This window comes from Bacillus sp. JJ1773 (assembly GCF_036962035.1).
GTDB lineage: Bacteria > Bacillota > Bacilli > Bacillales > Cytobacillaceae > Cytobacillus.
Window position 1 is genome coordinate 41,190 of the sequence record NZ_JBALNX010000030.1, and the last position, 25,767, is coordinate 66,956.

The following is a 25,767-nucleotide window of genomic DNA, read 5'->3' on the forward strand; positions in this document are numbered from 1 at the left end:
GTTAAGTCAATACGTTGAAAAATACGTAATCGTTAACTACTTCCCTACGCTAGTATGACCTAGATCAGGTTCGAAGGGTTCATCTCAGCCTCAAAAGGCGCCCCTAGTAGAATGAAAATATTTATAATATTCATACATAGAATAGCATGAATATTATATAATGCAAGTAAAATAATTCCATTAAAAAAAGAACTGCATAGGAGCAGTTCTTTATACTTCAATAGACCATACAAAGGGATCTTCAAGTGTTCCATTTTGGATTCCTGTTAAAGTATCATATAATTTTTTCGCTAATGGACCTGTTTCGCCATTATTTACAATCAGTTTTTCGTTTTTCCATGAAAATTCGCCTATCGGTGAAATAACAGCAGCTGTTCCAGTGCCAAACGCTTCCTCCAGTTTTCCATCTAAGCTTGCTTGATAGACCTCATCCATAGAAATTTTTCGTTCAACAATAGGTAAATTCCAATGCTTTATAAGTTGAATAATAGAATCGCGAGTAACACCTTGTAAAATACTGCCATTTAGTTCAGGAGTAATAATTTCGCCATTAATCTTAAAGAAGACATTCATACTGCCAACTTCCTCAATGTACTTCTTTTCTTTTCCATCGAGCCATAATACTTGAGAATAGCCTGCTTTGCCGGAAACCTCTTGTGCTTTCAGACTGCCAGCATAATTTCCTGCCGTTTTTGCATCACCAGTGCCGCCTTTTACTGCACGAACAAATTCTGTTTCAACTGCAATTTTTACTGGGTTAATTCCTTCTTTATAGTAAGCTCCTACTGGAGAAAGAATAATAATAAATTGATAGTTTAAAGAGGCTGATACACCTAAATGGACTTCAGTTGAAATAATGAAAGGTCTAATGTATAAAGACGTGCCTTCAAGATTAGGGACCCAGTCTCTGTCTACTCTGATTAGCTCCTTCAATGCCTCTAATGCAAGCTCTTCATCCAGTTCAGGCATGCACAAGCGAGCGCTTGATCGGTTTAACCGTTCAAAATTTTTATTAGGCCTAAATAAAAAAACTTTTTCATCCTTTGTTAAGTAGGCTTTTAACCCTTCAAATACAGTCTGTCCATAATGAAAAATTGTGGCTGCAGGGTCTAAAGTGATAGGTTGATACGGAACAATCCTCGGATCATGCCAGCCTTTTCCTTCCGTATAGTCCATAATAAACATATGATCAGTGAAGGTTCTTCCGAATTCAAGCTTGTCGAACGCCGGCTTTTCTTTTCTAGTTGTTGCTAAGTTAATTTCAATTTGATGGTCTTTCATTCTTCAATTCCCTGCCTTTTAATATGCTGTGTACTTTAAATGATTTATTCAATCACTAAAAAAGTTCCTTAGGATTAACACTAAAGAGAATTAAATATTATTTTTAAATAATTTCTAATTGTCGTGATTGTTATTTTAATTATCCGACAATTCATGGTCGTTTGTCGAGAGGTTTTTACAAATTTTTTAAAAAATTATTTTTATCATTTAAACCAGCCTTTTTCCTTCGACTGAGTTATGGCCTCAATTCTGTTTTTTACCTCAAGCTTATCTAGAATTTGCGAGATATAATTTCGAACAGTCCCTGTTTTAATGCTCAATTCATCAGCAATTTCTTTCGTGTTTTTTCCATCTGCCACAAGCTCAAGAACCGCTTTTTCCCGATCTGTTAAAGGATTTTCTTCGTTATAAACATCATCCATTAATTCTGGGGCATAAATTCTTCTTCCGGCCATCACTGTTCTGATTGAGTCTGCCAGCTCTTCACTTGGACTATCCTTTAATAAATAGCCACGTACACCAGCCTTCAATGCTCTTTGGAAATAACCTGTTCTAGCAAATGTTGTTAGTATGATGACCTTGCAATCGAAGTCCTTTAATTCTTCCGCCGCTTCAAGTCCACTTTTTTCCGGCATTTCGATATCCATCATACAAACGTCTGGCTTATATTTTTTTACGAGTGAAATCGCTTCTTCTCCATTGCTCGCTTTTCCGACTACTTCCATATCATCTTCCAAATTGAGCAGTGAACCTAATGCCCCTAACATCATGCGCTGATCCTCTGCAATGACAATACGAATCATGAATGTTCCTCCTAATCTGCCTGCTTTATAACATTTGGTACTTTCATCGTAATGGCAGTCCCATCTTGTTCAATGATATCAAGCGTGCCATTGACAAATTCCAGCCGTTCTTTAATACCAAGTAATCCGCTGCCTTTTAACTCGTCATAATTGCTTCCGATACCAATCCCGTTATCTTTAATCTTTATACAGACCTCATTTGCTGTTTGCTCAATTGTTATTTTACATTTAGTAGCCTTGCTATGCTTAACAACATTTGTTACTGCTTCCTTCATACACATGCTGAGAATGTTCTCAAGAAAAATGGATACATTCGTAAGCTTTAGTTCATTTCTGCAAATGAATTCGATTTGTGCTGCATCAAGAAGCTGCTTTATGCTAACAAGTTCCTCTTTTATTCGTATACCCCTCATTTGAGAAACCATTTTTCGTACTTCATTTAATGCTGTTCTAGCCGTTTGCTGAACATCCTTCATTTCATTTCGTGCTTGTTCCTGGTCTTTGTACACTAATCTTCTTGCCAAATCACTCTTTAATCCAATGAGAGAGAGCTTTTGCCCTAATGTATCATGCAAATCCCGGGCGATTCTCTGGCGTTCTTCCTGTTTCACCAGGTCCGCAATTCTCTTGTTGGCATATTCAAGCTGTTCTTCAAGCTTCTCTTGTTTTTTCTTATTATACAAATTAAATGGAAGAAGAATGACACTAATCCAAATAATAATTATAAATGGCAATTGACTAAAAAAAAGCTCATCCCTCAGGATAAAGTTATAATTAATTGAAAAAGTTGTGGCTACTAAATGGATGATATATAGCGTTAAAAAAGCTATGCGATTTTTTATATTTCCATTATAGTAGGCAATGTAAAAAGCAAAATAGACAAATTGAAAGTGAATGGTCATGGTTATGGAAATACCGATAAGAATACAAGTCCATAAATAAACTGGCCACTTTTTTGAAATAAACGCAAGCCTGTATGTGACAAAAAAGAGAATGGTCAGGATGATTCCAATAATGATATCGATCGTTGATGAAAATTGAAAAATAAAATAAAAAGGCAGTATACTAAAAACACTCCAAATGTATGGAGCGATTCCTGAGCTTTTTAATGTTGTTAAATACTTTTTTACCATACTTATACCTCAAATAAATTAATTATTTCTTCCGTATTTTGATTTTAACATAAATAAGGCAAGGTTCTCATTCAATGTGAGGCCCTTGCCTTTATTTATAGGAAGTTTTAACGAAGTTGATTATTTAATAATATTAAGCTGTTTCTCTCTTTCACTCTGTTTCTTCATGTAATAAGAAGCCTCTTTATAAGTAACAAACTTATTATTTAACTCATCCCAAAGTCGGAAGCGAAGTGATTGGATGCTTGTTTTTAATGAAACAGTTGGAACGTTCTTTAACGGTTCTGTATTTTCGTGTGCCTCCTCTAATTTATAGTTAGGCACTCTTGGACTTAAATGGTGGACATGGTGGTAGCCGATATTCCCTGTTAGCCATTGCAGCAGCTTCGGAAGCTTATAAAAAGAGCTTCCTTCAACTGCTGCTTTTACATACTCCCAATGCTCATCTGCTTCGAAATATGAATCTTCAAATGTATGCTGAACATAGAAAAGCCATATTCCAGCTGAACCCGAGATTAAGAAAATTGGCGCCTGAACTAATACAAACGATTCCCATCCAATTGCCAAGCACATTAGACTGTATAGTGCAACGATCGAAATATTTGTTAAATAAGTATTGAGCCGCTCCTTCATCCTTGCTCCTTTTCTGTTAAAGCGATTCATAATTAAAAATTGATAAATCGGGCCGAGGCCGAACATGACAAACGGATTACGGTATAATCGATAAGCTAAACGCTCCCAAAACGATGCAGAGATATATTCTTCAACTGTGAGCATCCAAATATCGCCGACCCCACGCTTATCTAAATTACTACTTGTGGCATGATGGACAGAGTGGTCGTGCTGCCATTGGCTGAATGGAAAAATGGTAATGATCCCTGTAATCGTTCCAACAATTTTATTAGCAGTTCGATTTTTAAAGAAAGAATAGTGACAGCAATCATGAAAAATAATGAAAATCCGAACTAGGAAACCGGCAGCCACAACAGCAATCGAAAGCGTTAATAAGTAGGATACTGTTAAACTTTTATATGCTAGAAACCATAATAAGAAAAAAGGAATTAATGTATTTATCATTTGCCAAACACTGGCTTTCATATTTGCTTTTTCGTAAGGAGCTATTTGTTTTCTTAAATGAATTTGCTTTTGTTTGGTCATATTAAGTGTATCCTTTCCCTCAGTTTTTTCTTATTATATATAATTGAATAGAGAATTATAAGGCATACGTGTCATGTACAAACCATGATAAATGTCATGTTTGAAAAATAAATGACAGAGGAGATCAAGAAATGAACCGAATACTTAATAAGTTTTTACACAAAGCAAAAACGACTTTACACTCCACAACTGCTCTAGTTAAAGAAAGAATATATGCGGTGACTGGCACTTCTTCTACAACAGTTGTGCAGCTGGCTGATTTTATTCGAAAACACCCGGATACAAGTGTAAAGAAAAAGGAGCTATTAGGGCAAATATTTTATTTTTACGAATTGAAAAAAGATGAGGTACAGTATTCTCTTGAATGTAGAAATTCGTATATACTCCAATTGGACGTACATGCTGGGGAAGAACGTATTGTGACATACCGTTCATACAGGGACCACTATCAAATAAATACACCGATAAAATTTCCTGAACTAAATGCGGAATAAAAGAACTAAGGACCTCCATAGAAAATAGAGGTCCTTCCATTATGAAAAAATACTTTTAATACTGTCGATTAGATTCTTAAAAAAGTCGGAAATAGCCTGCAGAAACCCTTTATCACCTACAGCATCTTCAATGCGCTGCTTAATATCCTTTGAAATATCCTCGAGCTGAGATTGAACATTGTCAAAATTAATATTTAAACTGCGCATTTTTTCGAATAAATCAATAAGCAGCTGACGATCTTGTTCACTCAGTTGGATTTCCAATGTCTTTAATTGATCATTAATGATTTGTTCAATTTCTTCCTTCGTTGCTGGATTTCGGCTGGCAATCTCTTTTTTGATTTCTGTCAAAAGCTCTGTAATCTTATCTTGATCCATGCCTTCCTTTTTTGCTAATTGAGTGGCAAGGTTTAGCTCTTCATTGGCAACCTCGGTGTGCTCTGTATTTAATCCTTCGCCATTTCCTTCATCATAGGCTTTATAAATCCCGACTAATGCCGAGTGTCCTGAAACTTTCACTGGAGATGCAACTTCTACTACTGCATCCTGTATCCCCGCAGTTAAAAGCGCATTCGCATACATTTCATCCGTTACTTCGGTAATATTTTCGGGGGTAACTTGTTTGATGACAAGTCCTTCACCCGCTTCTTTTCGGGTGATTTTTGCGGAAGAATACATATTCGCACGCTTGTCCCCTTTAATGTAGGTGACCAAATCATCTCCAGTCACCGTTATTTCAGTAACTTTACTCGTGTCGTTTACGCCTAATAATTTTCGTACCTCATCCTTTTGGGCAGAGGATAATTTCTCCCCATATACAACGATTGGGAGTCCAAATTTTTCATTAATACTTTCCTCACCATTGCTACCATTAGCTGCGAGTGCAATTGTTCCGAGATTTGCTGCAAATAAAAAAACGAATCCAATCATCATCCATTTCGTTAAATTCTTTAACATGTATACACTCTCCATTTAATTTTGAATTACTATAGCAATCTATCAGCTATACGATTTAATGACAAATATAGCGATGCAGAAATTTTAACACACATGATGAAAAAATTCTTGTCCTAGACATAAAGATTCATTCTTTTTGAATGGGATGACTTGTTAAAGCATGAAAGGAATAGGCAAGTTTCTTTGCAAAATTCAGTGGTGGTTCAACGGATTGCAAATGTATATACAGGATATTTGGCTTCGTAAAAATCCAGTGATTGTGTAAGGCGCTGACGAAAATTCCCTGTGAGACAACCGCATGCATAAAGCCTGGGATTTCCTCTTCTAAAATAGCGATTTCAGCTAAATTTAGGGCATTTCCATTCTGATCTAATGCCTCAAATGAAAAGCCTGCTGGTACAACTGATGATGTTGGACGCCCTTGAACTGATGCTTTAAAATCGCGCTGCATTTCTACAGAACAAACACCTTTGTTAAACTTCCCTTTTCCGTTCAATATTTTTGCAAATTGATCGCATAACACCTTTATGTCATTCATATGAACCCTCCTCATTTAAAAGATTCATATGAATGAGAATAAAAATTTATGAAATATGTTTATTATTGAATTCTTCCTTATTGATTATGATCTTCAACTGCCTCTAAGAGCTTAAATAGAAAAAGATAAATAAGCTTGCATGCTTCGCCGATTGTCATTTCTTCTGTAAAGCCTTCCACACCATTAAGTGCAAAATTGAAATCCCATAAACCATCGGCTTGAGAAAACAGTAAACTAAATTTTGCTTCCCCTTTTAATTTATTTGTTAAAAAGGTTTTAATGGACTTTTCATGCTTCTTCTGCAGCTTTAAACCTAACATAGCTTCATATGTACTAAAGACATCATCTACTTCTATACATAACGAATCTGTACCCACTTTATTAAAACGGCTTGATTCAATGTAAATAAACTCATTTTTATGGGTATGCAAATAGTTAAGAGGCTGATCAAAAAAATCCAACGACTCTTCAGCAAGTAGTTCTTCTGTTTCCTTATTACTGCGTTCAATATAAGCATCGTTAAATACTGAAGCATCATTTTTTTCTGTAACAATCATTTCTTCAGTAATCAGTTGCTGTTTCTTGGCATAGTCTATTTCTTCCTTAAATAAGACTATGTTTGGCTGTTCTTTTAACATAAATTCTTTAAATTTTGACTTTAGCATGTTCACGTTCTCCTTTGTTTCATAGTTGGACGTTTCTTTTTGGAGGGTTTCCCTTTGAATGGTTTTGGCTCCATTATTGCTTTTGAATTGTGTTTTTTTGATTTTGTGGATTGTTTTGATTCACTATCATTTTGTTTTTTTCTTGGCTTTCCCCAGTTATTTTTATCCTTATTTCTATCCTGATTAGTTTTCGAACGATTTTTATCCTCATCCTTTTTATCCGTATTGCCTATATTTTGTTTATTAATTGTAATGTTAAGCTCTTTTTCAATGAGATCAAGAGTTCCTCTATCTGCTGATGAGTATAGCGTAATAGCCAGGCCATTCATTCCTGCCCTGCCAGTTCTGCCAATCCGATGAACATAGCTCTCGGAATCCTGAGGAATATCATAATTAAATACATGGGTCACACCATCAACATCAAGACCTCGTGACGCGACATCCGTTGCAATGAGGAATTGAGTTTCTGCATCCCTAAAGCGTTTCATGGCTTGCTCCCGTTTTGCTTGTGAAATATCGCCATGTAGTTCGTCACAGTTATACCCTTTTGATTTGAGCTCTTCAAATAGTTTGCTGACCCTTCTTTTCGTTCGGCAAAAAATAACGGCTAAGTATGGTCGATGAGTTTCAATTAGTTGAATAAGCGTTCCTTGTTTCGCGCGGTCAGTTGTGTGAATGGCCACTTGTTTTATATTTTTTGCTGGACCTTGTCTTTTCTCTATTTGGATGTATTTTGGATCCCTCATATACTTTTTAGCAAGCTTCCTAATTTCCGCTGGGACGGTCGCAGAGAATAACATTGTTTGACGTTCAGCAGGGGTTTCCTTAATAATGTCTTCAACTTCTTTTAGAAATCCGATATGAAGCATTTGATCAGCTTCATCGAGAACGAGATAAGAAACATTAGATAATTGCACGGTATCCCTTCTAATATGGTCTATTAATCGCCCTGGTGTACCAACAACAATTTGAACATTTTTCTTAAGCTTTTTCAGCTGTTTGTCCACATCTTGCCCGCCGTAAACCGCTAAAACCTCTACTCCATCTATTTTTGAAATTATTTTCTCAATTTCATCTGTAATTTGCAGTGCCAATTCCCTTGTGGGTGTAACAATTAATGCTTGAATAGTTGAGGAGTATGGTTCAATCTTTTCAATGATTGGCAATATAAAGGCAAGCGTTTTCCCCGATCCCGTTTCGGACTGAGCAATGATATCATTTCCTTCTAATGCAAAAGGAATCGCTTGTTCTTGTATAAGTGTTGGATTAGTGATACCGTATTGTTGTAATGTTTCGAATAAACCTTTCGAAATACCTAATGACATAAATTTAGGCAAAGTATTCCCTACTTTCTAAACTGCTCGTGGAATTATTATCTTTTTCATTTTGCTCGTTTTTCTTAGGAATAGCAAACAAAAAAACAGACATTCAAAATTATAGTCTGTTTTTCTTCTGGAATTTGTTATTTTACGCCTGAAAGTTCTTATTTTCAATTACAGTTACCTTGGAATGGGTGCTGCTTCCAATTTGTTTAGTAGTCTCTACTAGCTTATGGATATTTAGACACGATTTCTTTGCTCCAGCGACTAATAAGGGTACACCAATAAAATCGATTTTTAACCCTCTTGAAAAAAAACCTCCCATTGTCATAGCAAAAGGTACTGTTGGTGACGTGTTAGAAAAAATAATTTTTTCATCTATTTGAAACCGTTCCTCGAGTAATTGATATAGATTTTTTAATGCCGGAACAACAAGCTTAGACGATCTTCTTCCTAAAGTATAAACAGAATGTCCATCTTCATCTTTACCATGAAAAATAAACTTTCCAGCATCCGACTTATTAAGCTTATTAAAATACGGAACATTTAAAATTTCTTCCCTAGTTAGCACCCGATTTGTCGGAAGCTTTTGTAAATGGTAGGATGCAGCAAGTGATGTAGTATGTGTGCCGCCGAAATCATTATATACATAGATCATTTTGATCATCCTTCTAATAAGTCCTGCTGTTATTATTTCCATGTAATATGTAAATATTCCAAGTCTGCTCATTAACTAATTAATTATCCCCTTTTGGATGATTTTTACTTTCACATCTGTGTTAAAAGTTATAGTTGGATACACAGAGTGCCAATCAAGCTTTTTCCATATTTTATGATGCAGAGCGATCATTCTTCTCCCAATACCTAACCCGTCACAATTTGCTTCTTGCAGCTGTTGTGTTACTTTTTGTGCTTGGTCAGTCAGCTTTTTTGAGAGAATGCTATTAAGCTTATGAATTTCCTTTTGTGAATCCAAAACATCTTGTGGATATTCTACTACTTTTGCTTTTAATTCAAGGCTTAAATGAACATGAATAGCAGAAGGGCTCTTCGCTTCAATCGATAAATTTCTATTTACGTCTGAAATATCAATCGTAATAAAATCTTTAATACTTTCCGTATCGTTGACCTTCATAGTTAGTCTCGCTAATTTAGAAAGATTGCCCTTTAACAGTTGAAATAGGATCGAGTCGTCCTTATTTAAATCCATTCCTGAGTAATTTTTGCCGTCAAACAATGCAGCCCCCATTACTTTGGCAGTCTTATGATCAATACGATGAATGACTGGAACAGTTATATCTTGGCCTGGATCTAAGATGATTGTGCCAATCGATTGGATATCATTATTTTTCAACATAGTCGCCTCCTCGGCACTTGTTAATAAATCTGAAAGATATTCACCTACTAATAAATCAGTTTCACTCCCTAATTTTATGACTTCTTTAGCTTTTCCTTTTACTACTGCTACCTTGGCATTTAAAGCACTTTTGGGATCTCGATAGAAAACGTCTAGAGTCGAGTAGAACTCTTTTCTTGCAAGCTTTTCTCCAACTAGAAGAACCTGTAATTTGGATGCATCGATTTTTTTTGACACTTCCAGATCAATTAAGTCACGTGCTCCACGAGGTGTACGATTAATTTCTGTAAATGTTTCGGTTTTGGCCTTCTGCACACCCGTCACTTCGGAGCCTTGTAAAGCTCGAATGGATACAGTAGTTGAAATTTTATCGGTATCTTCCATATCAAATGCAGAACTGTTAATCAAGCTTACATCCTTTAATAAATTTTGATCCCAGCAGCCTGTTAACAAAGGAATTGAAAGGAATAATACACTAATTATCTTTCGCATGCTGCTGCCCCTTTCGGCTAAATAGAACAAACGGTAAAAGGACCATTGGAATGGAAATAATCATATATCCTGCATATGAAGCATACTTACTAAATTGATTCATTGACTGTTCAGTATCTAATGGCAATAGTGCCGCGAAAAAAATGATCGCTAATATAATGAATGTATTTTTAGAAGATTTTTCGCTGTTAAAGATGCCTTTTATACATTCAGCACCCCAGAAGACATAGGAAACAAAAGACGTGAAAACCAAAACAATCCATAAAGATAAAAAGAGAAGATCCGTCCGCTCAATAATTTTAAATGAGAAGGCTTTTATTAAATAAAGTAATGGTTCTGGTATTAATAGGATGTCAGCCGGACTGAAAAACAAGAAGCAAGCGATAGTTGTTAATAAGTAGAATAATGTCACGACTATGTTTGAAGCCGTAATGAATTTAATTTTTAACTCTAAAGTTCCTGAAGTCATAGCAGTTAAAAACATGATAATTTCAAATCCAAGCAGAGCAATAATGACATCTTTCGTGCCAAATAAAATGTCCTTCCAGCCAGAGCTTCCAATTGGCAGTATATAATAAATATTTGCATCCTTAAGCGAATAAATGATTAATGCTATAAAGATAAATAGAAACAGAGATACGATTACATAAAATCTTGCAATAACCCGTATTTCTTCTTTCGCCAAAAAATAACAACTTACAACCATGATTAAGGAAAGGATCCAGTTAGGTGTTTCCGGTAAAACCCATCTATCAAGCATTCTTGTATATAAATTAAGAATCAGGACACTTACAATAATTGAATAAAGCAAAAGTCCAATTTCGAATATTATCTTCATTTTTTTCCCGAATATTAGCTCTACAATTTCTTTTACTTTTTTATTTGGGAATTTTTTCATAATAAAATAATAGAGCATAATAAAAATTTGAACAACGATGCCGCCGAGGAAAAGCGAGATCCAGCCATCAATTTTAGATGCCTTAGCCATCGTATTTGGTAAAGAAAAAATACCCACTCCTATTTGGGTTTGAATAATGATAAAGAAAAGCTGGGCAGGCGATATTTTCTTTGTTTTATTTTTCATCTTTGTCCCAGCCTCTGACCCAATTAATTTTTTTCTGTCTATTTGTCATAGTGTCTTGAGGGCGATTTTTCATTAACCATAAAGGCAACCGAACAAAGGAATCCTTTAGTCCATTAACTCTAAACGGGGCAACTGGATAAAAATATGGTACACCGAATGATTCTTGCTTACATAGTTTTATCAGAATTAATATAAAACCGAACACTAAGCCAATGAATCCAAATGTTGCTGAAATAAGCATAAGTGGAAACCTTAATAACCTCACAGCTGCACTTAGTTCATTCGATGGGACGACAAAAGATGAAATGGCAGTTATCGCAACAACAACGATCATTATGTTAGATACGATTCCTGCTTTTACTACAGCGTCACCGATGACTAATCCACCAACAATGCCAATGGTTTGGCTAATAGGAGTAGGCAGCCTAATTCCTGCCTCACGAATTAATTCAATTGTTAACTCCATAATAAAAGCTTCCATGATGGGTGGATATGGTATATCTTCAACTGCATTTTGCATAGGAATTATTAACTCATTTGGCAATACTTCCAAATGAAAGGAAACCACTCCAATATAAATAGATGGGAAAGTGATGGCAATTACAAAGCTGATCATTCTTAATAATCGAATAAAGGTAGCCGTAGTCCACCTGCTATTATAATCATCAGGTGATTGATAAAAAGAGAAAAAAGTTACGGGAACAATTAAAGCAGCAGGACTTCCTTCTGTCATAATGGCAATTCGGCCATCCATGATATTGTCCCCAACACGATCAGGTCTTTCTGTGTACAATATTTGCGGAAATACTGTGAACGGATCGTCCTCAATAAATTCCTCAATAAAGCCTGGGCTAATGATTACATCTGTCTCGATATTTATATAAGAAAGTCTTCTCTTTACTTCCGTTAATATCTCCTGATTGACAATGTCATTTCGATAAATAATAGCTGTTCTCGTCTTTGTTTTCGTTCCCAGTTCTATTAAATGTACAACTAAATCTCTATTATTTATAAGTGTTCTAATCATATGAAGATTTGTATTTAATCTTTCGACAAATCCTTCATGGGCACCTCGAACAATTAATTCGGACTTTGGCTCTTCTATCGATCTTTGTACAGGTTCCGTCATACTTACAAGGAATATTTCATCCTTCGTTGCAGTTAGGATCCCGATATGGCCTCTTAGAAGCATATCTACAGCTATTTGAAAGTCTTTTGTTTGAATCCTTTTAATATTATGCAGATATTCTTGAAAAAGATAACCCTCAAGTCTTGTCAATAAAGGGATGAATGTTTCTGTTAATTTCTCGTTTGAGACTAAACTTGAAAAAAACAAAATATCAATTGTCGAATCCTTGACATACAGAGTTTTAAATGAAAAATCACTTGATTCGATAAATGTTTCTTTTATCTGATCCATAAGATTGTTTCTGTGTCCACGCATTTATATCCCTGCCAATCAAATTCAAATTTTATTTTCATCAAATTATTCGTTATCATGGCTTGTCCTTTTAAAAAATGAAATCTATTTGTTTTTCCTAAAGGCTATTAATGAAGTTTTTAAGGAAGCGTAGCTTCCAATTGCAGCATATCCATAAAAATACCCCATAAATAGGCCAGCAAGAAGATTATTTTTATGGCTAATAAAAATGGAAATTCCGAAACCAAGTAAAATGGCAATCAAAGGAACAAACTTTTTCGGCGTTTTAAAAAAAATCTTGATTAGCTGCGTGATTATGATAATTGAAGGAATTGCTATGACCGCATCCCAAAAATTCGTGTGAATTGTAGGAAAATCGATTGATACCACCACCTTATCCATAAGTTCTCCTTTTATTTCCTATTTATACAGAAGGTGAAATTCACAGCATCATGATGCATTTACGCTAATACTTTTCATAATAATTAACATTTAGGTAAAGTTTGAATAAAATACTTGGGAGGGTGTGGGCACATTGCAAAATAAATCAAAACTTCAAAAAGATCTTCAACTCATCGCTTCCCTCCAACGGGATCTTAATTTAGTTACTGCTTTTTTATTATTGACTGGTCAAATTACACTTGTTGGTGTTTTCGTTAACCCAGGAGAATTTAGTCTTTCTTTAAGTGGTCCAATATTTGGAAGGGCTCGCTTGGAAAGTAAATTTCGTGATGAGCCATTTGTAAATACGATAATAGACGTTGTTGATGTCATTGTTGCAGTTCTTTTAATTATTGATGAGATTCGGATTGTTGGTGTGTTCATAGGTTCAAGCAGGTTCTCAATTGTCGTAAGTGGTCCGATTTTCGGATCGCCGAAACATGAACCTACACTGCCATGCTTAAAACGGGAATATAAATTTTACAAAAAAATAGTAACGAAGTATTTTTTTGTTGATCCAACAATTTTTAGAAACATTTGAAGGGAATGGTGGGTATGCCGTTAACTGATTTACCTGTAATCAGGCTTTCAGAGGGTGGAAGATTTCTCCTTGTCCTCTCTATCGTTATTTTCATCTTCTTTTTTACACAGCTAAAAGAATCAGACTTACAATAATGAAAGGCATGGCTATGAACATCTCTTCCATAGCCATGCCTTTTAATTTTAATTTCTTTATTCATTTCTACTATTATGTTCTATGACAGACAAAAGAGCTTTTTCAATTTCCTCATAGCTTGTGCACCGGCAAATATTAGAAGAAAGCCATTCCTTAATGGTTTCCTTTGAAGGATTCTGATCTTTTGAAATCAATGCTTGGCAATTCATTATGAAACCAGGAGTACAATACCCGCACTGAAAAGCAAATTGTTCAATAAATGCATGTTGGATGGGGGTATTTTTCAACCCTTCAATCGTTATTATTTTCTTTCCTGCTGCTTCGATAGCTAGGATGATACATGATTTATATGGAAGTCCGTCTATCATAACTGTACATGCACCACAATCTCCATTTAGACAGCCTGGTTTTGTACCTGTCAGTCCTAATTGAAGTCGGAGAATACTTAATAAGGTACTAAATGGTCTTATTTCTACTTGATAGATTTCATCATTTATATTAAGAGCAACATTAAATCGGTTAATTGGTGAGATATCCACTTATTTCTCCTCCAACTCTATTAGAATATCCATCATTGTATTTTTAAAAACAAATAAACGATATTCTTTTGACCCTTCAATATCATGTAGTATTGGGCTTGGCAAATACTTAATAGAATTATCGATTCTCTCATTTATCGACACTTGCTGATTATTCAATTCTCTTTCAACCTCTAATGAACGAAATGGAAAAGGGCATAAACCGCTAAATGCAACTCTTACATGATCATCCTTTTTAAGTGCTGCAAAGGTTATTAATGGATATCCTGTCTCCCATTGCTGCCTTTTTTTGATAGTAAGATGAGGCAATTCCAAATAACTTTTCTCAGTTATTAATTGAACGAGAAGCTGGCCTTCCGAAAGATTAAGAGTTTGGTTAAAAACCATATGAATAGGGAGACTTTTCACTCCGTCCTGTCCAGCTATAACACATAGGCTATCCGTTAATAGAAATGGCAAAACGGCTTCTCGATAAAAAATTTGCCCACAAATATTTCCGCCTAAAGTAATTTTATTTCGAGCTGTGTAATCCGCCACACCTTGAGAGGTCTTACTCAATAATGGAAAAAAGTTTTTTTCTTCTAGAAAAGTTAAGGAAAGTGCCGCACCCGTAATTAAAAAATTTGCATCCAATTCGTGAGTCATGCATTCGGGTATTCCTTTTATATCAATGACGGCTCCCGTATGAATGAGATTTAATCTTCGGAATGTGATAATTTCTGTGCCTCCGGAATAATATATGGGCTGTTTATTTTCATGCTTTAATTGATAAAACAATTCAACGGCTTCCTTCAAGCTCTTTGGTTTATAGTATTCAATATCAGTTTGTACCACCGGCAGCACCCCCTTCTTTCATCCTCCAAAGTAATTCAGGTATTAAAGGTAAATAGTTTATCGGAGTTGAAAGTGCTGCAGATAGACTATTTCCAAGTGCGGCAGGCATTCCAATTAATCCATGCTCGCCAACTCCTCGTGCTCCAAATGGTGCATCAATTTGCGGAGTTTCAACAAAATCTACAATGTATTTAGGATGCTCTCCGAATCGGATGGGACGATACGTTCTGAATTGATGGTTAAGCACTCTCCCAATTGAATCAAAAACAAACGTTTCCCTGCCGCCAAAGGAAAGTCCCATGCTCATCGCACCCTTCACCTGTCCTAAAGCAGTTTCTCGATTTAATACCTTCCCAACATCAATGACAGATACGGCTTTCAAAATTTTGTAAGTATAATTGCTCATATCAATCTCAACTTCAACACCTTGTGCTCCAACGGTCCATTCTGGTCCAGGCTTCCCTGCAGTTGTTTCTTTGTCCAAATAGGAAATATGTCTTAATGTATAAGTGCCGCGTCCAATGATTTGTCCGCCAATCGTATTTCCATTTGGAAATTTGTAGCCGTATGCTATTTCTTTAATTGGAATCCTTATACTAGGATCATCACGCAGATAAACAAATCCATAACCAACCTCCAAATCCTCTACGGGGGATCGCAACAGAAATACAGCAAGCCTTTTTAATTGGCTGATGACATCATCAGCTGCCTCTACTAGTGCTCTTCCAGCCATAAATGTTCCTCGGCTTGCAACCGTCTTCCAGTGCTCTGGCGTACTTTGGGTGTTGACAGTCATTTGGACATGAATGTCTTTCATTTCCATTTTCATTATTTCTGCAAGCATTTGCGCTAATACGGTTTTTGTCCCTGTTCCGATCTCGACTACCCCAGAAATTAAATTAATTGTTCCATCTTGATTAAAGGTTAAAATTACTCCTGAGCTTGCATCCGTATCTATGGTGGATGTTTTCCATATACAGCTAATTCCTTTTGCTCTTATTTTATTTGTCCCAGTTTCAATGATTTGCCCTTCATCCCAATGAATTAATTCTTTTAATCTAGAAATGCATTTTGGAAGATTACCAACATTGCTAGAATTTAAGAGGACTTGTGTTGGGGTTGTATGACCTGGCAAGATCGCATTCCGGCTTCGTAATTCTAGTGGGTCCATATTAAGTTTTTTTGCTAACATATCCATCGTTCTTTCGAAAGCAAAATGGACTTCGGGATGTCCGAATCCTCGGAATGGAGAAGCATACGGATGATTCGTATACATGCATAAGGAATCGCACCAAATATGGTTAATATTGTAGGGGCCAGTACAGTCAACTGCCCCGGCTCTGCTAAGATCGGCAGATTTGTCTGCATATGCCCCGCCATCAAATAAGTAAAGGATCTCAGCCACTTTTAGAGTCCCATCCTCTGTACAGCCCAGTTTTACAGTAGCATCAAGACCGATATGGCAAGGGGATGTAAGAATATCCTGCTCCCTGCTATTTAATATTTTTACTAATCTGCCCCCTACTGCCTTTGAAGCGATATAGCATAGGATTTCAAGCTGAATAGATGCCTTGCCTCCAAACGCTCCGCCTACTATTGGCGTATTAACGATGATTTTTCCATTATCAATACCGAAATATTCTCCTATCATTCTTTTGATCATAAATGGGGCTTGGGATGAGGATGTTATTTCAATTTCGCCATTACCGTGAATTTGGGCGTATGAACATCTCGTTTCCATTGCAACATGATCAGATGGGCGGAAAGAAAATGTGCCTTCGACGGATACAGTACTTTCACCCCACCCCTGTGAAATATTTCCTTTTCGTACTTTCGTCCGGTTGGCGACATTTGTACCAGGTTCAGGATAGGCACTAGGGATTTTTTCGTATTGTCCTAGGTTTTCATGAAGGATGGGTGCATGAGGCTCTAGTGCTTCGGTTGGGGAATTTACGACTGGCATCGGCTCATATTGAACTGTTATGGCTTCTGCTGCATGGATAGCAATAAAGGGGGAATCAGCAACAACTAATGCAACTACTTCTCCATGATATCGAACTCGATCAACAGCAATTGGCGGTCTATCTCGAATTTCTTCACCGGTAAGCGGAAAGCCATCACCTAATATGACTGCTCGGACCCCTGGAATTTTCTTTGCTTCGGAAGTATTAATCGCTTTAATCTTTGCATGGGCGTAAGGACTGATTATCATTTTGGCGTGCAGCATATCATTCCTTTCCATATCATTTGTATATTTTGCTTTACCAGTTACTTTCTCATAGGAATCTTTCCGATAAAAACCTTTTCCGATTATTTCCATAATCTATTCATTCCCTTCACTATCCGAAAATTTACTGAAGAGTTTATTTTCCTAGTCACGGTATTAAATTTATGAAACGAGTGAAGAAAAGATGTTACTCCTCTGTAATAAAGCTTCATTTAATTAAAAAGACAGGCATAATAAAAGACCCCGATACATATCGGAGTCTCTGATAATTATTAACTTGATTTCTTACCAAGGTATGCTTCAACAACACGCGGGTCTGCCAAAAGATCAGAAGCTTTGCCGTTGATGATGATTTTCCCGGTTTCCATGACATACCCATAGTCAGCAATTTTCAATGCTTGCTTGGCATTTTGTTCAACAAGCAGAACAGTAGTTCCCTCGTCTTTAATTTCTTTAATAATTTTAAATATATCCGCTACAATTAATGGAGCAAGTCCCATCGAAGGCTCATCAAGAAGAAGCAGCTTTGGCCGTGAAAGTAAGGCGCGTGCGATCGCCAGCATCTGCTGCTGCCCGCCGGAAAGTGTTCCGCCTAGCTGGTCCTTTCTTTCTCGTAAAATCGGAAAATGATCCATAACATTTTCAATATCCTTTACGATTTCATGATCCTTTCGCTGGTAAGCTCCCATTTCAAGGTTTTCCATTACAGACATGCTGCCAAGAATGGCTCTGCCTTCAGGAACAAGGGATATTCCTTTCATTAAAAGTTGGTCAGGTCTTAAGCCAGTCACATCCTCACCCAGAAACTCAATTTTTCCAGATTGAGGCTTTAATAACCCGGCAATCGTTTTCATTGTCGTTGTTTTCCCTGCTCCGTTTGCTCCGAGCAATGTAACAATTTTCCCCTGCTCTACTTCTAAATTAATTCCCTTTAATGCTTGTATTTTTCCATAAAACGTTTCAATATTAGTAACTTTAAGCACTTTCTTCATCCTCCTCTGATCCGAGGTAGGCTTCGATTACCGCTTCATTATTTTGTATTTCTAACGGTGTCCCCTCTGCCAGCTTTTTCCCGAAATTCAAAACCATGATTCGATCGCAAAGCTTCATAACAAGCGGCATATCATGTTCGATAATTAGAACCGTTATTCCCATTGATTGAACCGTTTTAATTAAATCGAAAAGGCTCGCTGTTTCAGTTTCATTCATTCCAGCAGCTGGTTCGTCCAATAGCAGCAGCTTTGGATTACTGGCTAAGGCACGGGCAATTTCAAGTCTTCTTTGTTGACCATAAGCTAAATTTTCAGCGTCTGTTTCGATCTCATCTGTTAAACCAACCAAATCCAGCAATTCTTTAGCTTTTTCACGCAGTTGTCTTTCCTCGTTTTTCTGGGACTTTGTCCGCAGAACGCTACTAAAAACTCCCGATTTGATTCGGCAATGCCCGCCGACCATCACATTTTCTAAAGCAGTCATTTGCGGAAAAAGACGGATATTTTGAAACGTTCGACAGATTCCTTTTTCAGTTATTAAATGCGGCTTTATTCCAGTGATCGTTTCCCCCGTAAAGGTTATTTCCCCAGAAGTTGGAGGAAAAAGGTTCGTAATCATATTAAACATAGTTGTTTTTCCAGCTCCGTTTGGACCGATTAAACCAAATATCTCGCCTTCCTTAACAGTGAAGGTAACATCAGTTAATGCTGAAATACCGCCAAAATTTTTAGAGATGTTTTTGATTTCCAGAACCATGTTCAATCCCCCTTTTTGGCCGTTTTAACTTTTGAAACCAATTTAATACGTTATTATCGATAATTCCTTGTGGACGGAACGCCATCATTAAAATTAGTATTAACCCGTAAATCATATAGCGATATTCACTAATAAATCTCAAAACCTCAGGCATTAAGGTCATAAAGGTGGCTCCGAAAATGGCCCCGACAATTACCTCGCTGCCGCCAAACACGGCAAAAATAAGAATTTCAACCGCACGATGGTATGAAAAATCAGCCGGACTAATATACGCCATAACGTGAGCAAATAATGCACCTGCAAAGCCTGATATAACGGCACCTTGGACAAATGCCAATACTTTATAGTAAGTAATATTAATACCCATTGATTCTGCTGCTTTTTCATCCATTTTAATAGAGGCAAATGCACGGCCAACTCTGGAATGATTCTGCCTAATTATAAACCAGACTACGAGAATATTTATAATTAATAGAATGACAAAAACAACTAAGAAAACAAATTGATTACTCTTCAAGCCTAAGATAGCGGGGTCAAATCCAGCATCCTTTAATACTCTAAAAACTTCACGGCCAATTTGAGGAATTCCAGAAATTCCAACGGCACCCTTTGTTACGGATTCCCAGTTAACAAAGAATACACGGATTACTTCCCCAAATCCTAAAGTAGCAATAGCTAAATATACTCCTTGAAGACGAAGTGATGGGATTCCAACTACAAGTCCAAATAATCCGGCAACAAGCGCCCCTGCAATAACACCGATGAAAATCGGAACATCAAAATTAAGTGTCAGCAAAGCAGAAGTATAAGCGCCAATCCCCATAAAGCCTGCATTCCCAAGAGATAACTGTCCTGATGAAAGAGTGACATAAATACTAAGCCCGAGAATAATATTAATTAAAATAAAGGAACCTACTTGTAAATAATATGGATTGATTAATTCTCCTAGCATCATGTCACCTCCCTGCTGCTGTTGTCTTTTGGCCGAACAAGCCTTGAGGCCGTAGTAATAGGATAAAGATGATCGTAATAAATGCGATTGCATCACGATAGCCAGAATCTCCATACGCGACAACTAATGTTTCAGATAGTCCGAGCAATAGCCCGCCAGCCATTGCACCTTTTACATTTCCCATACCACCTAAAATGATGATCGCGAGACCCTTTAAGCCCATTGATAACCCCATTTGCGGATTGACAGAGTTAAAGGCCATCCCAACAAGGATTCCTGCAATTCCACCCATGGCAGAAGCAATAACGACTGTCATAATGATAATTCTTTTCGTATTAACTCCAAGTATGCTGGCAGTCTCAATATTTTCTGCAGTTGCCCGAAGAGCTTTTCCAGCTTTTGTTTTTAATAGCCAATAAGATAGCACCATCATCAAAATAACAGAAATAACAAAAATCAAAATTTGAACTAAATAAATGGTGATGGAACCAATTTGAAAGTTAATTTCAGAAAAGGCATTTTTGAAAGGATGATTTCCAGCACCAAAAAGGTGATGTGATAAATTCTCTAGTAAAATAGATGCTCCGATTGTACTAATTAAAGGAGCAAGGTGAGAAACACCTTGCTTTCCCCTTAATGGACGCAGTGCAAATCGTTCAAGCATATAACCTAGTATAGCTGTTACAATAATTGCCGCTAAAAATGCCACCCATATTGGCAATCCTAATGTACTTGTAACAATTACTCCGATAAAGGCTCCAAACATAAATATTTCGCCATGTGCCATATTAATGATGCCTAAAACACCAAAAACAAGAGTAAAACCTAGGGCGACGATGGCATAGATGCTTCCCAATGTAATTCCGTTAATAAGCTGCTCTAGTAGCAAAACATCTCACCCTTTGCCTCAAAAATTATTCAAAGATTTTGAACTTTTTATCTTCAATGATTAATACAGTCGGTTCCATGACAACGTCACCGTCTTCGTCAAATGAGAACTTTCCTAAAATACCTTCTAAGTCTTTAATTTCAAGAAGGGCATCCTTTAGCTTATCGCGATCTGCTTCTCCAGCATTTTTTAATGCCTCTGCCATTATGTAAAGTGCGTCATATGCTTGTGCAGCAAATTGGTCAGGCTTCTTTTTGTATTCTGCTTCGAACTTTTCGTTAAAGCCTTGTACTTTAGGATCGTCTTTTTCCCCAAACCATGGAGTTGCAACGATAAGCCCGTTAGAAGCATCGCCAGCAATCTCAATAACCTGTGGAGAGTTAAACCCATTTCCGCCAACAAAAGGAACATCAATTCCCATTTTTCTAGCTTGGTCCATGATGACAGCACCTTCATTATAAAGTGCTGATGCCAAGATTAAGTCAGGATTTTGACCTTTAATTTTTGTTAATTGTGCATTGTAATCAGCTTGTCCTTTTTGGAACGTTTCAATGGTCGTAATTTCAAGACCCATGTCTTTTGCTACTTTTTCCATTGTGTCAAAACCGGACTTTGTGAACACATCGTCATTTCCGTAAAGGATTGCAACCTTTTTTGCACCGTATTTATCTACTGCTTTTTGAATTGAGGCAGGGATTGCTAGTGCTTCAGGGATGGAGTTTCTGAATACATATTCTCCAATTTGTGGAATTCCTTCAGCAGTAGTCGAAGTACCCATAATTGGAATACCATTCAAGTCAGCCTCAGGACCTACTACATTCATTTCTGTACTTAAAGTTGGTCCTAATAGTGCAACAATGCTATCATCGCTCATTAGCTTTTGTGCGGCAGATAAAGCTTGTTCCTGCTTGCCTGCAGAATCTTCAATAACTAAATCAATTTTAACTTCGCCTTTTTCGTTAATTTCTTTCTGGGCTAATTTGAATCCGCTTGTTATGGCTTCCCCATAAGCAGCACCAGGTCCTGTCATATAGGAAATAACGCCAATTTTTGCTTCTACTGGGCCTCCGCCTCCATCTTTAGAAGGTTCACTATCACCTGCTGTATCTGTGCTTTTGCCGCTGCATGCTGATAATAAAACTAGCATGAGTACGGCCATTGCTAGAAAAGGCTTTCTAATTGCTTTTCTCATTTTTTTCTTTTCCCCCTATTTTCTGAAAATATTAAAAACATATCTCTATTAAATACTACTTAATAGCCATTGTAAATAGATTTATTGGAATTGTTTGAAAATGAAAGCGTTTTTATCTTGGAATAACATTTTCACAGCAAAAAAGGTGATTCTATCTGTAAGAATCACCTTTTTAAAAAATATTTATTATTAGTGTGTAGTATTATTGTTCGGCATCCCATTCATTTGGGCGGGAGCATAAGCATTTAACAGCTGCTGCATATCTTGTGAAGCAAGCTGTGGAACTTGATAGTAATGATTTTTATTTTGATAAATCGAAAGCTCATAAGCCATTTCAATGCAATTAGGCACAGAGTCAGCTATGACGCGGCGGACAACTGGATTTGTCACTTCACATGCTGCCATTGCTTTTGATCCAGCCATCGCCTTATGAGCACCAAGCATTAGCCCAGAAATACATGCGTCTGTAACTTCTGATGCCGAATTTAACGGTTTTTTTGGCTGAGAAGGCTTCAGCCCATAAACAAAATCGTTCTCTTGTGTCATTTTATAGCTCTGTGTTGGCACTGCTGGATCTTGACCAGATTTAAAGCAGTCAACGGTTGTATTATATTCCTGAGTAATAAACTGATGTTGTCTATCAAGTATGCTTCCTAGTTCTTGATCTTTTACATGGGGACGTAAAAGGGTGTATTGGTCTAAAACACCAACAGTTCCGGATAATACCTCATGGACATCAAAAACCTCATGTCCCCCATGATTCATTTGTTGATTAACCATGCCGGTATGCATATTTTGATGCATTTGACCTTGTTGCTGATTTTGGTTTTGCATTTGCATTCAAATTCCTCCCTCATATTAAATCAAAATTATTTTGCAACCGAAATTTATTTTTATTCCTTTTTTACGAGTTAATTTTGTTTTGCTGGAAAAGAATGTACCGTATATTGGACGAAGCGAGCCATGGATATAGTATTTTTAATAATCATGAGGATGAATGTATTAAAGTAGTCCTTAAGCCTTGAGCTACTCACTACTTAACCCTATACGAGTTGTTTGAAGAGATAGTCATCATTCAGTAATTGATAAAATAAGCTTAGCTCTCTGAATATCTTTTGCCGAAAGCTAAGCTTTTTAATAATGTAAATAGTGGCGCCGATATTTTCTTTCATGGCATTGATCACAAATTTGGTACTTATGATCCCATTCTAGTTTCCTGCCGCAGCTTCGGCATTTTTTTGCCATATTTTTCACATCGGTTCGTAATCTGTCATGTACTTTGTCACTAATTTGCTCTCGGATCCGCTCCCAATAAATGGCTTCGGTTCTTCTATCTAACCGATATAAAAACAACAAATAGAGACCAATCGCTTTGTATGAAAGCTCTAATTCCTCTAAGTTGCGATTCTTTAAAAGCGGTTCTGGCAGCTCAGCCCCATCAATAATGGCTAACATCGTTTGTTCCCACTGCCAGATTAATTGAGGCTCCTTTTTGGAAAAAGGCAAATGAAGAAAACCATATAGATCCATAATGGACAGTTTTGCTTCTATTTCTGAGCCGCGGATCTTTTCATACAACTCTCTTTCTTCTGATAAAGAAGCCTTCTTCGTCCCCTTTGGACTTTCAAATTTATCCCATAATTCAAAAAAGGTTCCGAGATCGCGATAGTAGGTTTGAAACCGTTCAAAAACAGTACTTGTTGGTGCTACAGAAAATGTTTGAATGGGCTGATCCTCGCAAACGAGCAGATCCCACATCTTTTTAATATTGGTGACAAAAGCTACTTTACCTACATCGTAAATGCCTTTTCTTCCAGCTCTCCCGGCAATCTGCTTAACTTCCTGGGATGTAAGGAGCCGTCTTTTCTGTCCATCAAATTTCTCATTTTCCAAGAAAACGACTCTTTTAATTGGGAGGTTTAATCCCATTCCAATCGCATCAGTTGAAACAATAATAGAAGCTTTTCCATGATTAAACCGCTGAACTTGTTTTTTCCTTGTTTCAGGTGGCATACTTCCATAAATCATACTGACCGAGTGTCCCGAATTTTCCAGTCTTGATGCTGTTTCAAGAACTTTTTTCCTTGAAAAACAAATTAAAGCATCCCCTTTATCAACACGGCTAAATTTAAACTCCCTCTTTTCTACTTCTAATGGGACATCTCGGGTGTATTCGAAGATTTCAATGCTTGAATCACCAAGCAGCTCAAGTAATATTTCTTTTACATTTTTGCTGCCGATAAAGTGCACTTCATTTGCGTTTGCCTTTGTTATGGCCTTGTACCACGAAAATCCTCGATCCTTATCAGTAATCATCTGTGCTTCGTCAATCACAATACAGTCGAAAAAATCCTTTTCATGAAACATTTCGACTGTACATGATATATGGCTGGAACCAGCTACAATCTTTTCTTCTTCTCCTGTTTTTAAAGAGCAAAGTGTACCTTCCTCATTCAGTTTATCGAATACTTCTAAAGCAAGAAGGCGCAGCGGGGCCAAATATAGTCCACTTGAAGCTGCTTTCATTTTTTCTAGTGCATGGTGTGTTTTTCCGGTATTTGTTTCCCCGATATGCAGAACAAAACGAATATTTCTTCTAATAGAAGGCTGATATTCTTGTCCGAATATTTCATTGATGATCCGCTTTTCCTCTTCTTTTTTTCTCTCGATTTCCGCTTTTTCTTCCTCTAATCTTCGCTGTAGGTTCGCTAGATCGTCTTGATATATTTCTTTATGCTTAGTTAAATCAAATGGAATTTTTGCGAGCTTCATAAGATCATTAATATATTCCTGATGGGCAAACTCGATAAAGTGTAAGGCCAATTCTTCACTAGTTTCAGCAAGTATTTCATCTGCAATCGACTGAATAAATGATTTTGAGAGATTAAACTCTTTATTCTGCATTTCACTTATTCCCATATCCATCATTAAATCTTTTAAATAGCTTGCTGTATTCAGTAAATATCGATCAAAATAAGTTTCGTATTCAAAATACTGGCGACCCCAATGAGAGGTTTTGTGAATATCCCCAGTTAATTCTTCAAAAAAATCGCTGATATAAGTATAATCAGCAGGATCGAAAACACCGATCATTTTAAGTTTTTCTTCGAGTGCAATAGTGTCAATCTTTTTATACTTTACTTCGCTTTGCAGATCTTTTATAAGGTTTAAGGAAATGAAGTGTCTTACATATAAATAAAGACTTTCATCATTTTTATCAATGATGCATTCTATTTCCTGAATGAATTTTTCCTGGAAATTCTGAATTGATTCATGCAGTAGCCTTTCTTCTTCTTTTTGTAAAAAGTCTTCCCTAGCTTCTCTATATTTCACTTCCCAATTTATTTCCTCTGTTTCCCATTTCTTGTTTAACCATTCAAGCGCATGAAATGGCTTATATGTACGCATTTGAGTTCGGAAGAGATGGTTTATTAATTTCTTGTCTACATTCTCAGTTTCGTAACCTTTCCCTTTTAAATAATCCTTTTTTGTCTGTCTAGACACGCTCCCGGTAGATTTATTTAACCAGACATTTAACCATAATTGATTAATATAGCTACTTCTTTC

At 36.7% G+C, this 25,767-nt stretch carries 26 protein-coding genes and 1 riboswitch; of the genes, 2 read left to right on the forward strand and 24 right to left on the reverse strand.

Features of this window, described 5'->3' with window-relative positions:
- Positions 1–24 precede the first annotated feature (24 nt).
- Positions 25–115, reverse strand: a riboswitch (TPP riboswitch).
- A 95-nt stretch (positions 116–210) separates the two neighbouring features.
- From V7127_RS08105 to V7127_RS08120, 4 genes are all read right to left on the reverse strand, one after another.
- Complete coding sequence (locus V7127_RS08105) at positions 211–1,281, reverse strand: branched-chain amino acid aminotransferase (RefSeq protein ID WP_335484732.1); 1,071 nt, start codon at positions 1,279–1,281, stop codon at positions 211–213.
- A gap of 203 nt (positions 1,282–1,484) precedes the next feature.
- The gene (locus V7127_RS08110) at positions 1,485–2,084 is read right to left on the reverse strand and encodes a response regulator transcription factor (RefSeq protein WP_335484734.1); all 600 of its coding nucleotides are present in this window, start codon (positions 2,082–2,084) and stop codon (positions 1,485–1,487) included.
- A gap of 11 nt (positions 2,085–2,095) precedes the next feature.
- Entirely contained in the window at positions 2,096–3,217 is a 1,122-nt protein-coding gene (locus tag V7127_RS08115) for a sensor histidine kinase (protein WP_335484736.1), read from the reverse strand.
- A 120-nt stretch (positions 3,218–3,337) separates the two neighbouring features.
- Positions 3,338–4,375: a fatty acid desaturase gene (locus V7127_RS08120; RefSeq protein WP_335348295.1), complete on the reverse strand. Its 1,038-nt coding sequence runs from the start codon at positions 4,373–4,375 to the stop codon at positions 3,338–3,340.
- 131 nt (positions 4,376–4,506) lie between these two features.
- Here V7127_RS08120 and V7127_RS08125 point away from each other — a divergent pair, with 131 nt between their 5' ends.
- Entirely contained in the window at positions 4,507–4,869 is a 363-nt protein-coding gene (locus V7127_RS08125) for a hypothetical protein (RefSeq protein ID WP_335484738.1), read from the forward strand.
- A 39-nt stretch (positions 4,870–4,908) separates the two neighbouring features.
- Here the strand turns inward: V7127_RS08125 and V7127_RS08130 are convergent, their stop codons facing one another.
- The 9 genes from V7127_RS08130 to V7127_RS08170 form a co-directional block, all read right to left on the reverse strand.
- Entirely contained in the window at positions 4,909–5,826 is a 918-nt protein-coding gene (locus V7127_RS08130) for a DUF1002 domain-containing protein (RefSeq protein ID WP_335484740.1), read from the reverse strand.
- Positions 5,827–5,953: 127 nt separating this feature from the next.
- Complete coding sequence (locus V7127_RS08135; protein WP_335484742.1) at positions 5,954–6,364, reverse strand: DUF1259 domain-containing protein; 411 nt, start codon at positions 6,362–6,364, stop codon at positions 5,954–5,956.
- 77 nt (positions 6,365–6,441) lie between these two features.
- Entirely contained in the window at positions 6,442–7,029 is a 588-nt protein-coding gene (locus V7127_RS08140; protein WP_335484744.1) for a branched-chain amino acid aminotransferase, read from the reverse strand.
- Between the two features lie 2 nt (positions 7,030–7,031).
- The gene (locus tag V7127_RS08145; protein ID WP_438823982.1) at positions 7,032–8,366 is read right to left on the reverse strand and encodes a DEAD/DEAH box helicase; all 1,335 of its coding nucleotides are present in this window, start codon (positions 8,364–8,366) and stop codon (positions 7,032–7,034) included.
- 130 nt (positions 8,367–8,496) lie between these two features.
- Entirely contained in the window at positions 8,497–9,006 is a 510-nt protein-coding gene (locus V7127_RS08150) for a DUF3189 family protein (protein ID WP_335484769.1), read from the reverse strand.
- A gap of 75 nt (positions 9,007–9,081) precedes the next feature.
- On the reverse strand, positions 9,082–10,197 hold the full coding sequence (locus V7127_RS08155) for a Ger(x)C family spore germination protein (protein WP_335484746.1): 1,116 nt from the start codon (positions 10,195–10,197) through the stop codon (positions 9,082–9,084).
- Complete coding sequence (locus V7127_RS08160; protein WP_335484748.1) at positions 10,181–11,281, reverse strand: GerAB/ArcD/ProY family transporter; 1,101 nt, start codon at positions 11,279–11,281, stop codon at positions 10,181–10,183. Before V7127_RS08160 ends, V7127_RS08155 begins: the two co-directional genes overlap by 17 nt.
- Positions 11,271–12,701 carry a spore germination protein gene (locus tag V7127_RS08165; RefSeq protein WP_335484750.1) on the reverse strand — a complete coding sequence of 477 codons (1,431 nt, stop codon included), beginning with the start codon at positions 12,699–12,701 and terminating at the stop codon, positions 11,271–11,273. The genes V7127_RS08160 and V7127_RS08165 overlap by 11 nt, the downstream gene beginning before the upstream one ends.
- A gap of 105 nt (positions 12,702–12,806) precedes the next feature.
- Positions 12,807–13,082, reverse strand: a complete 276-nt coding sequence (locus tag V7127_RS08170; protein WP_335345448.1) for a hypothetical protein — start codon at positions 13,080–13,082, stop codon at positions 12,807–12,809.
- 145 nt (positions 13,083–13,227) lie between these two features.
- Here V7127_RS08170 and V7127_RS08175 point away from each other — a divergent pair, with 145 nt between their 5' ends.
- The gene (locus tag V7127_RS08175; protein WP_335527217.1) at positions 13,228–13,683 is read left to right on the forward strand and encodes a hypothetical protein; all 456 of its coding nucleotides are present in this window, start codon (positions 13,228–13,230) and stop codon (positions 13,681–13,683) included.
- Here the strand turns inward: V7127_RS08175 and V7127_RS08180 are convergent.
- The 11 genes from V7127_RS08180 to V7127_RS08230 form a co-directional block, all read right to left on the reverse strand.
- On the reverse strand, positions 13,670–13,882 hold the full coding sequence (locus V7127_RS08180; RefSeq protein ID WP_335484771.1) for a hypothetical protein: 213 nt from the start codon (positions 13,880–13,882) through the stop codon (positions 13,670–13,672). The genes V7127_RS08175 and V7127_RS08180 overlap by 14 nt on opposite strands.
- The gene (locus V7127_RS08185; RefSeq protein ID WP_438823985.1) at positions 13,875–14,342 is read right to left on the reverse strand and encodes a (2Fe-2S)-binding protein; all 468 of its coding nucleotides are present in this window, start codon (positions 14,340–14,342) and stop codon (positions 13,875–13,877) included. Before V7127_RS08185 ends, V7127_RS08180 begins: the two co-directional genes overlap by 8 nt.
- 15 nt (positions 14,343–14,357) lie before the next feature.
- Positions 14,358–15,191: an FAD binding domain-containing protein gene (locus V7127_RS08190; protein ID WP_335345435.1), complete on the reverse strand. Its 834-nt coding sequence runs from the start codon at positions 15,189–15,191 to the stop codon at positions 14,358–14,360.
- Positions 15,178–17,511, reverse strand: a complete 2,334-nt coding sequence (locus V7127_RS08195; RefSeq protein ID WP_335345436.1) for a xanthine dehydrogenase family protein molybdopterin-binding subunit — start codon at positions 17,509–17,511, stop codon at positions 15,178–15,180. Before V7127_RS08195 ends, V7127_RS08190 begins: the two co-directional genes overlap by 14 nt.
- 179 nt (positions 17,512–17,690) lie before the next feature.
- Positions 17,691–18,401, reverse strand: coding sequence for an ABC transporter ATP-binding protein (locus tag V7127_RS08200; protein ID WP_335345437.1), 711 nt, complete (start codon positions 18,399–18,401; stop codon positions 17,691–17,693).
- Complete coding sequence (locus V7127_RS08205) at positions 18,394–19,167, reverse strand: ABC transporter ATP-binding protein (RefSeq protein WP_335345438.1); 774 nt, start codon at positions 19,165–19,167, stop codon at positions 18,394–18,396. The genes V7127_RS08200 and V7127_RS08205 overlap by 8 nt, the downstream gene beginning before the upstream one ends.
- Positions 19,139–20,119 carry a branched-chain amino acid ABC transporter permease gene (locus tag V7127_RS08210; RefSeq protein WP_335345449.1) on the reverse strand — a complete coding sequence of 327 codons (981 nt, stop codon included), beginning with the start codon at positions 20,117–20,119 and terminating at the stop codon, positions 19,139–19,141. Before V7127_RS08210 ends, V7127_RS08205 begins: the two co-directional genes overlap by 29 nt.
- 4 nt (positions 20,120–20,123) lie before the next feature.
- Positions 20,124–21,008, reverse strand: a complete 885-nt coding sequence (locus V7127_RS08215; RefSeq protein ID WP_335345439.1) for a branched-chain amino acid ABC transporter permease — start codon at positions 21,006–21,008, stop codon at positions 20,124–20,126.
- A gap of 25 nt (positions 21,009–21,033) precedes the next feature.
- Positions 21,034–22,200 carry an ABC transporter substrate-binding protein gene (locus V7127_RS08220; RefSeq protein ID WP_335484757.1) on the reverse strand — a complete coding sequence of 389 codons (1,167 nt, stop codon included), beginning with the start codon at positions 22,198–22,200 and terminating at the stop codon, positions 21,034–21,036.
- 189 nt (positions 22,201–22,389) lie between these two features.
- Complete coding sequence (locus V7127_RS08225; RefSeq protein ID WP_438823983.1) at positions 22,390–23,040, reverse strand: spore coat protein; 651 nt, start codon at positions 23,038–23,040, stop codon at positions 22,390–22,392.
- Between the two features lie 294 nt (positions 23,041–23,334).
- Positions 23,335–25,767, reverse strand: a 2,433-nt coding sequence (locus V7127_RS08230; RefSeq protein ID WP_335484759.1) for a DEAD/DEAH box helicase, incomplete at its 5' end; no start/stop codon positions are given.

Coding starts and splice junctions, on each gene's coding strand:
- V7127_RS08210 (WP_335345449.1), bottom strand. CDS start 20,119: ATGCTAGGAGAATTAATCAATCCATATTATTTACAAGTAGGTTCCTTT.
- V7127_RS08125 (WP_335484738.1), top strand. CDS start 4,507: ATGAACCGAATACTTAATAAGTTTTTACACAAAGCAAAAACGACTTTA.
- V7127_RS08115 (WP_335484736.1), bottom strand. CDS start 3,217: ATGGTAAAAAAGTATTTAACAACATTAAAAAGCTCAGGAATCGCTCCA.
- V7127_RS08110 (WP_335484734.1), bottom strand. CDS start 2,084: ATGATTCGTATTGTCATTGCAGAGGATCAGCGCATGATGTTAGGGGCA.
- V7127_RS08180 (WP_335484771.1), bottom strand. CDS start 13,882: ATGAATAAAGAAATTAAAATTAAAAGGCATGGCTATGGAAGAGATGTT.
- V7127_RS08150 (WP_335484769.1), bottom strand. CDS start 9,006: ATGATCTATGTATATAATGATTTCGGCGGCACACATACTACATCACTT.
- V7127_RS08105 (WP_335484732.1), bottom strand. CDS start 1,281: ATGAAAGACCATCAAATTGAAATTAACTTAGCAACAACTAGAAAAGAA.
- V7127_RS08140 (WP_335484744.1), bottom strand. CDS start 7,029: ATGCTAAAGTCAAAATTTAAAGAATTTATGTTAAAAGAACAGCCAAAC.
- V7127_RS08195 (WP_335345436.1), bottom strand. CDS start 17,511: ATGGAAATAATCGGAAAAGGTTTTTATCGGAAAGATTCCTATGAGAAA.
- V7127_RS08205 (WP_335345438.1), bottom strand. CDS start 19,167: ATGGTTCTGGAAATCAAAAACATCTCTAAAAATTTTGGCGGTATTTCA.
- V7127_RS08155 (WP_335484746.1), bottom strand. CDS start 10,197: ATGCGAAAGATAATTAGTGTATTATTCCTTTCAATTCCTTTGTTAACA.
- V7127_RS08130 (WP_335484740.1), bottom strand. CDS start 5,826: ATGTTAAAGAATTTAACGAAATGGATGATGATTGGATTCGTTTTTTTA.
- V7127_RS08165 (WP_335484750.1), bottom strand. CDS start 12,701: ATGGATCAGATAAAAGAAACATTTATCGAATCAAGTGATTTTTCATTT.
- V7127_RS08160 (WP_335484748.1), bottom strand. CDS start 11,281: ATGAAAAATAAAACAAAGAAAATATCGCCTGCCCAGCTTTTCTTTATC.
- V7127_RS08135 (WP_335484742.1), bottom strand. CDS start 6,364: ATGAATGACATAAAGGTGTTATGCGATCAATTTGCAAAAATATTGAAC.
- V7127_RS08220 (WP_335484757.1), bottom strand. CDS start 22,200: ATGAGAAAAGCAATTAGAAAGCCTTTTCTAGCAATGGCCGTACTCATG.
- V7127_RS08225 (WP_438823983.1), bottom strand. CDS start 23,040: ATGCAAATGCAAAACCAAAATCAGCAACAAGGTCAAATGCATCAAAAT.
- V7127_RS08120 (WP_335348295.1), bottom strand. CDS start 4,375: ATGACCAAACAAAAGCAAATTCATTTAAGAAAACAAATAGCTCCTTAC.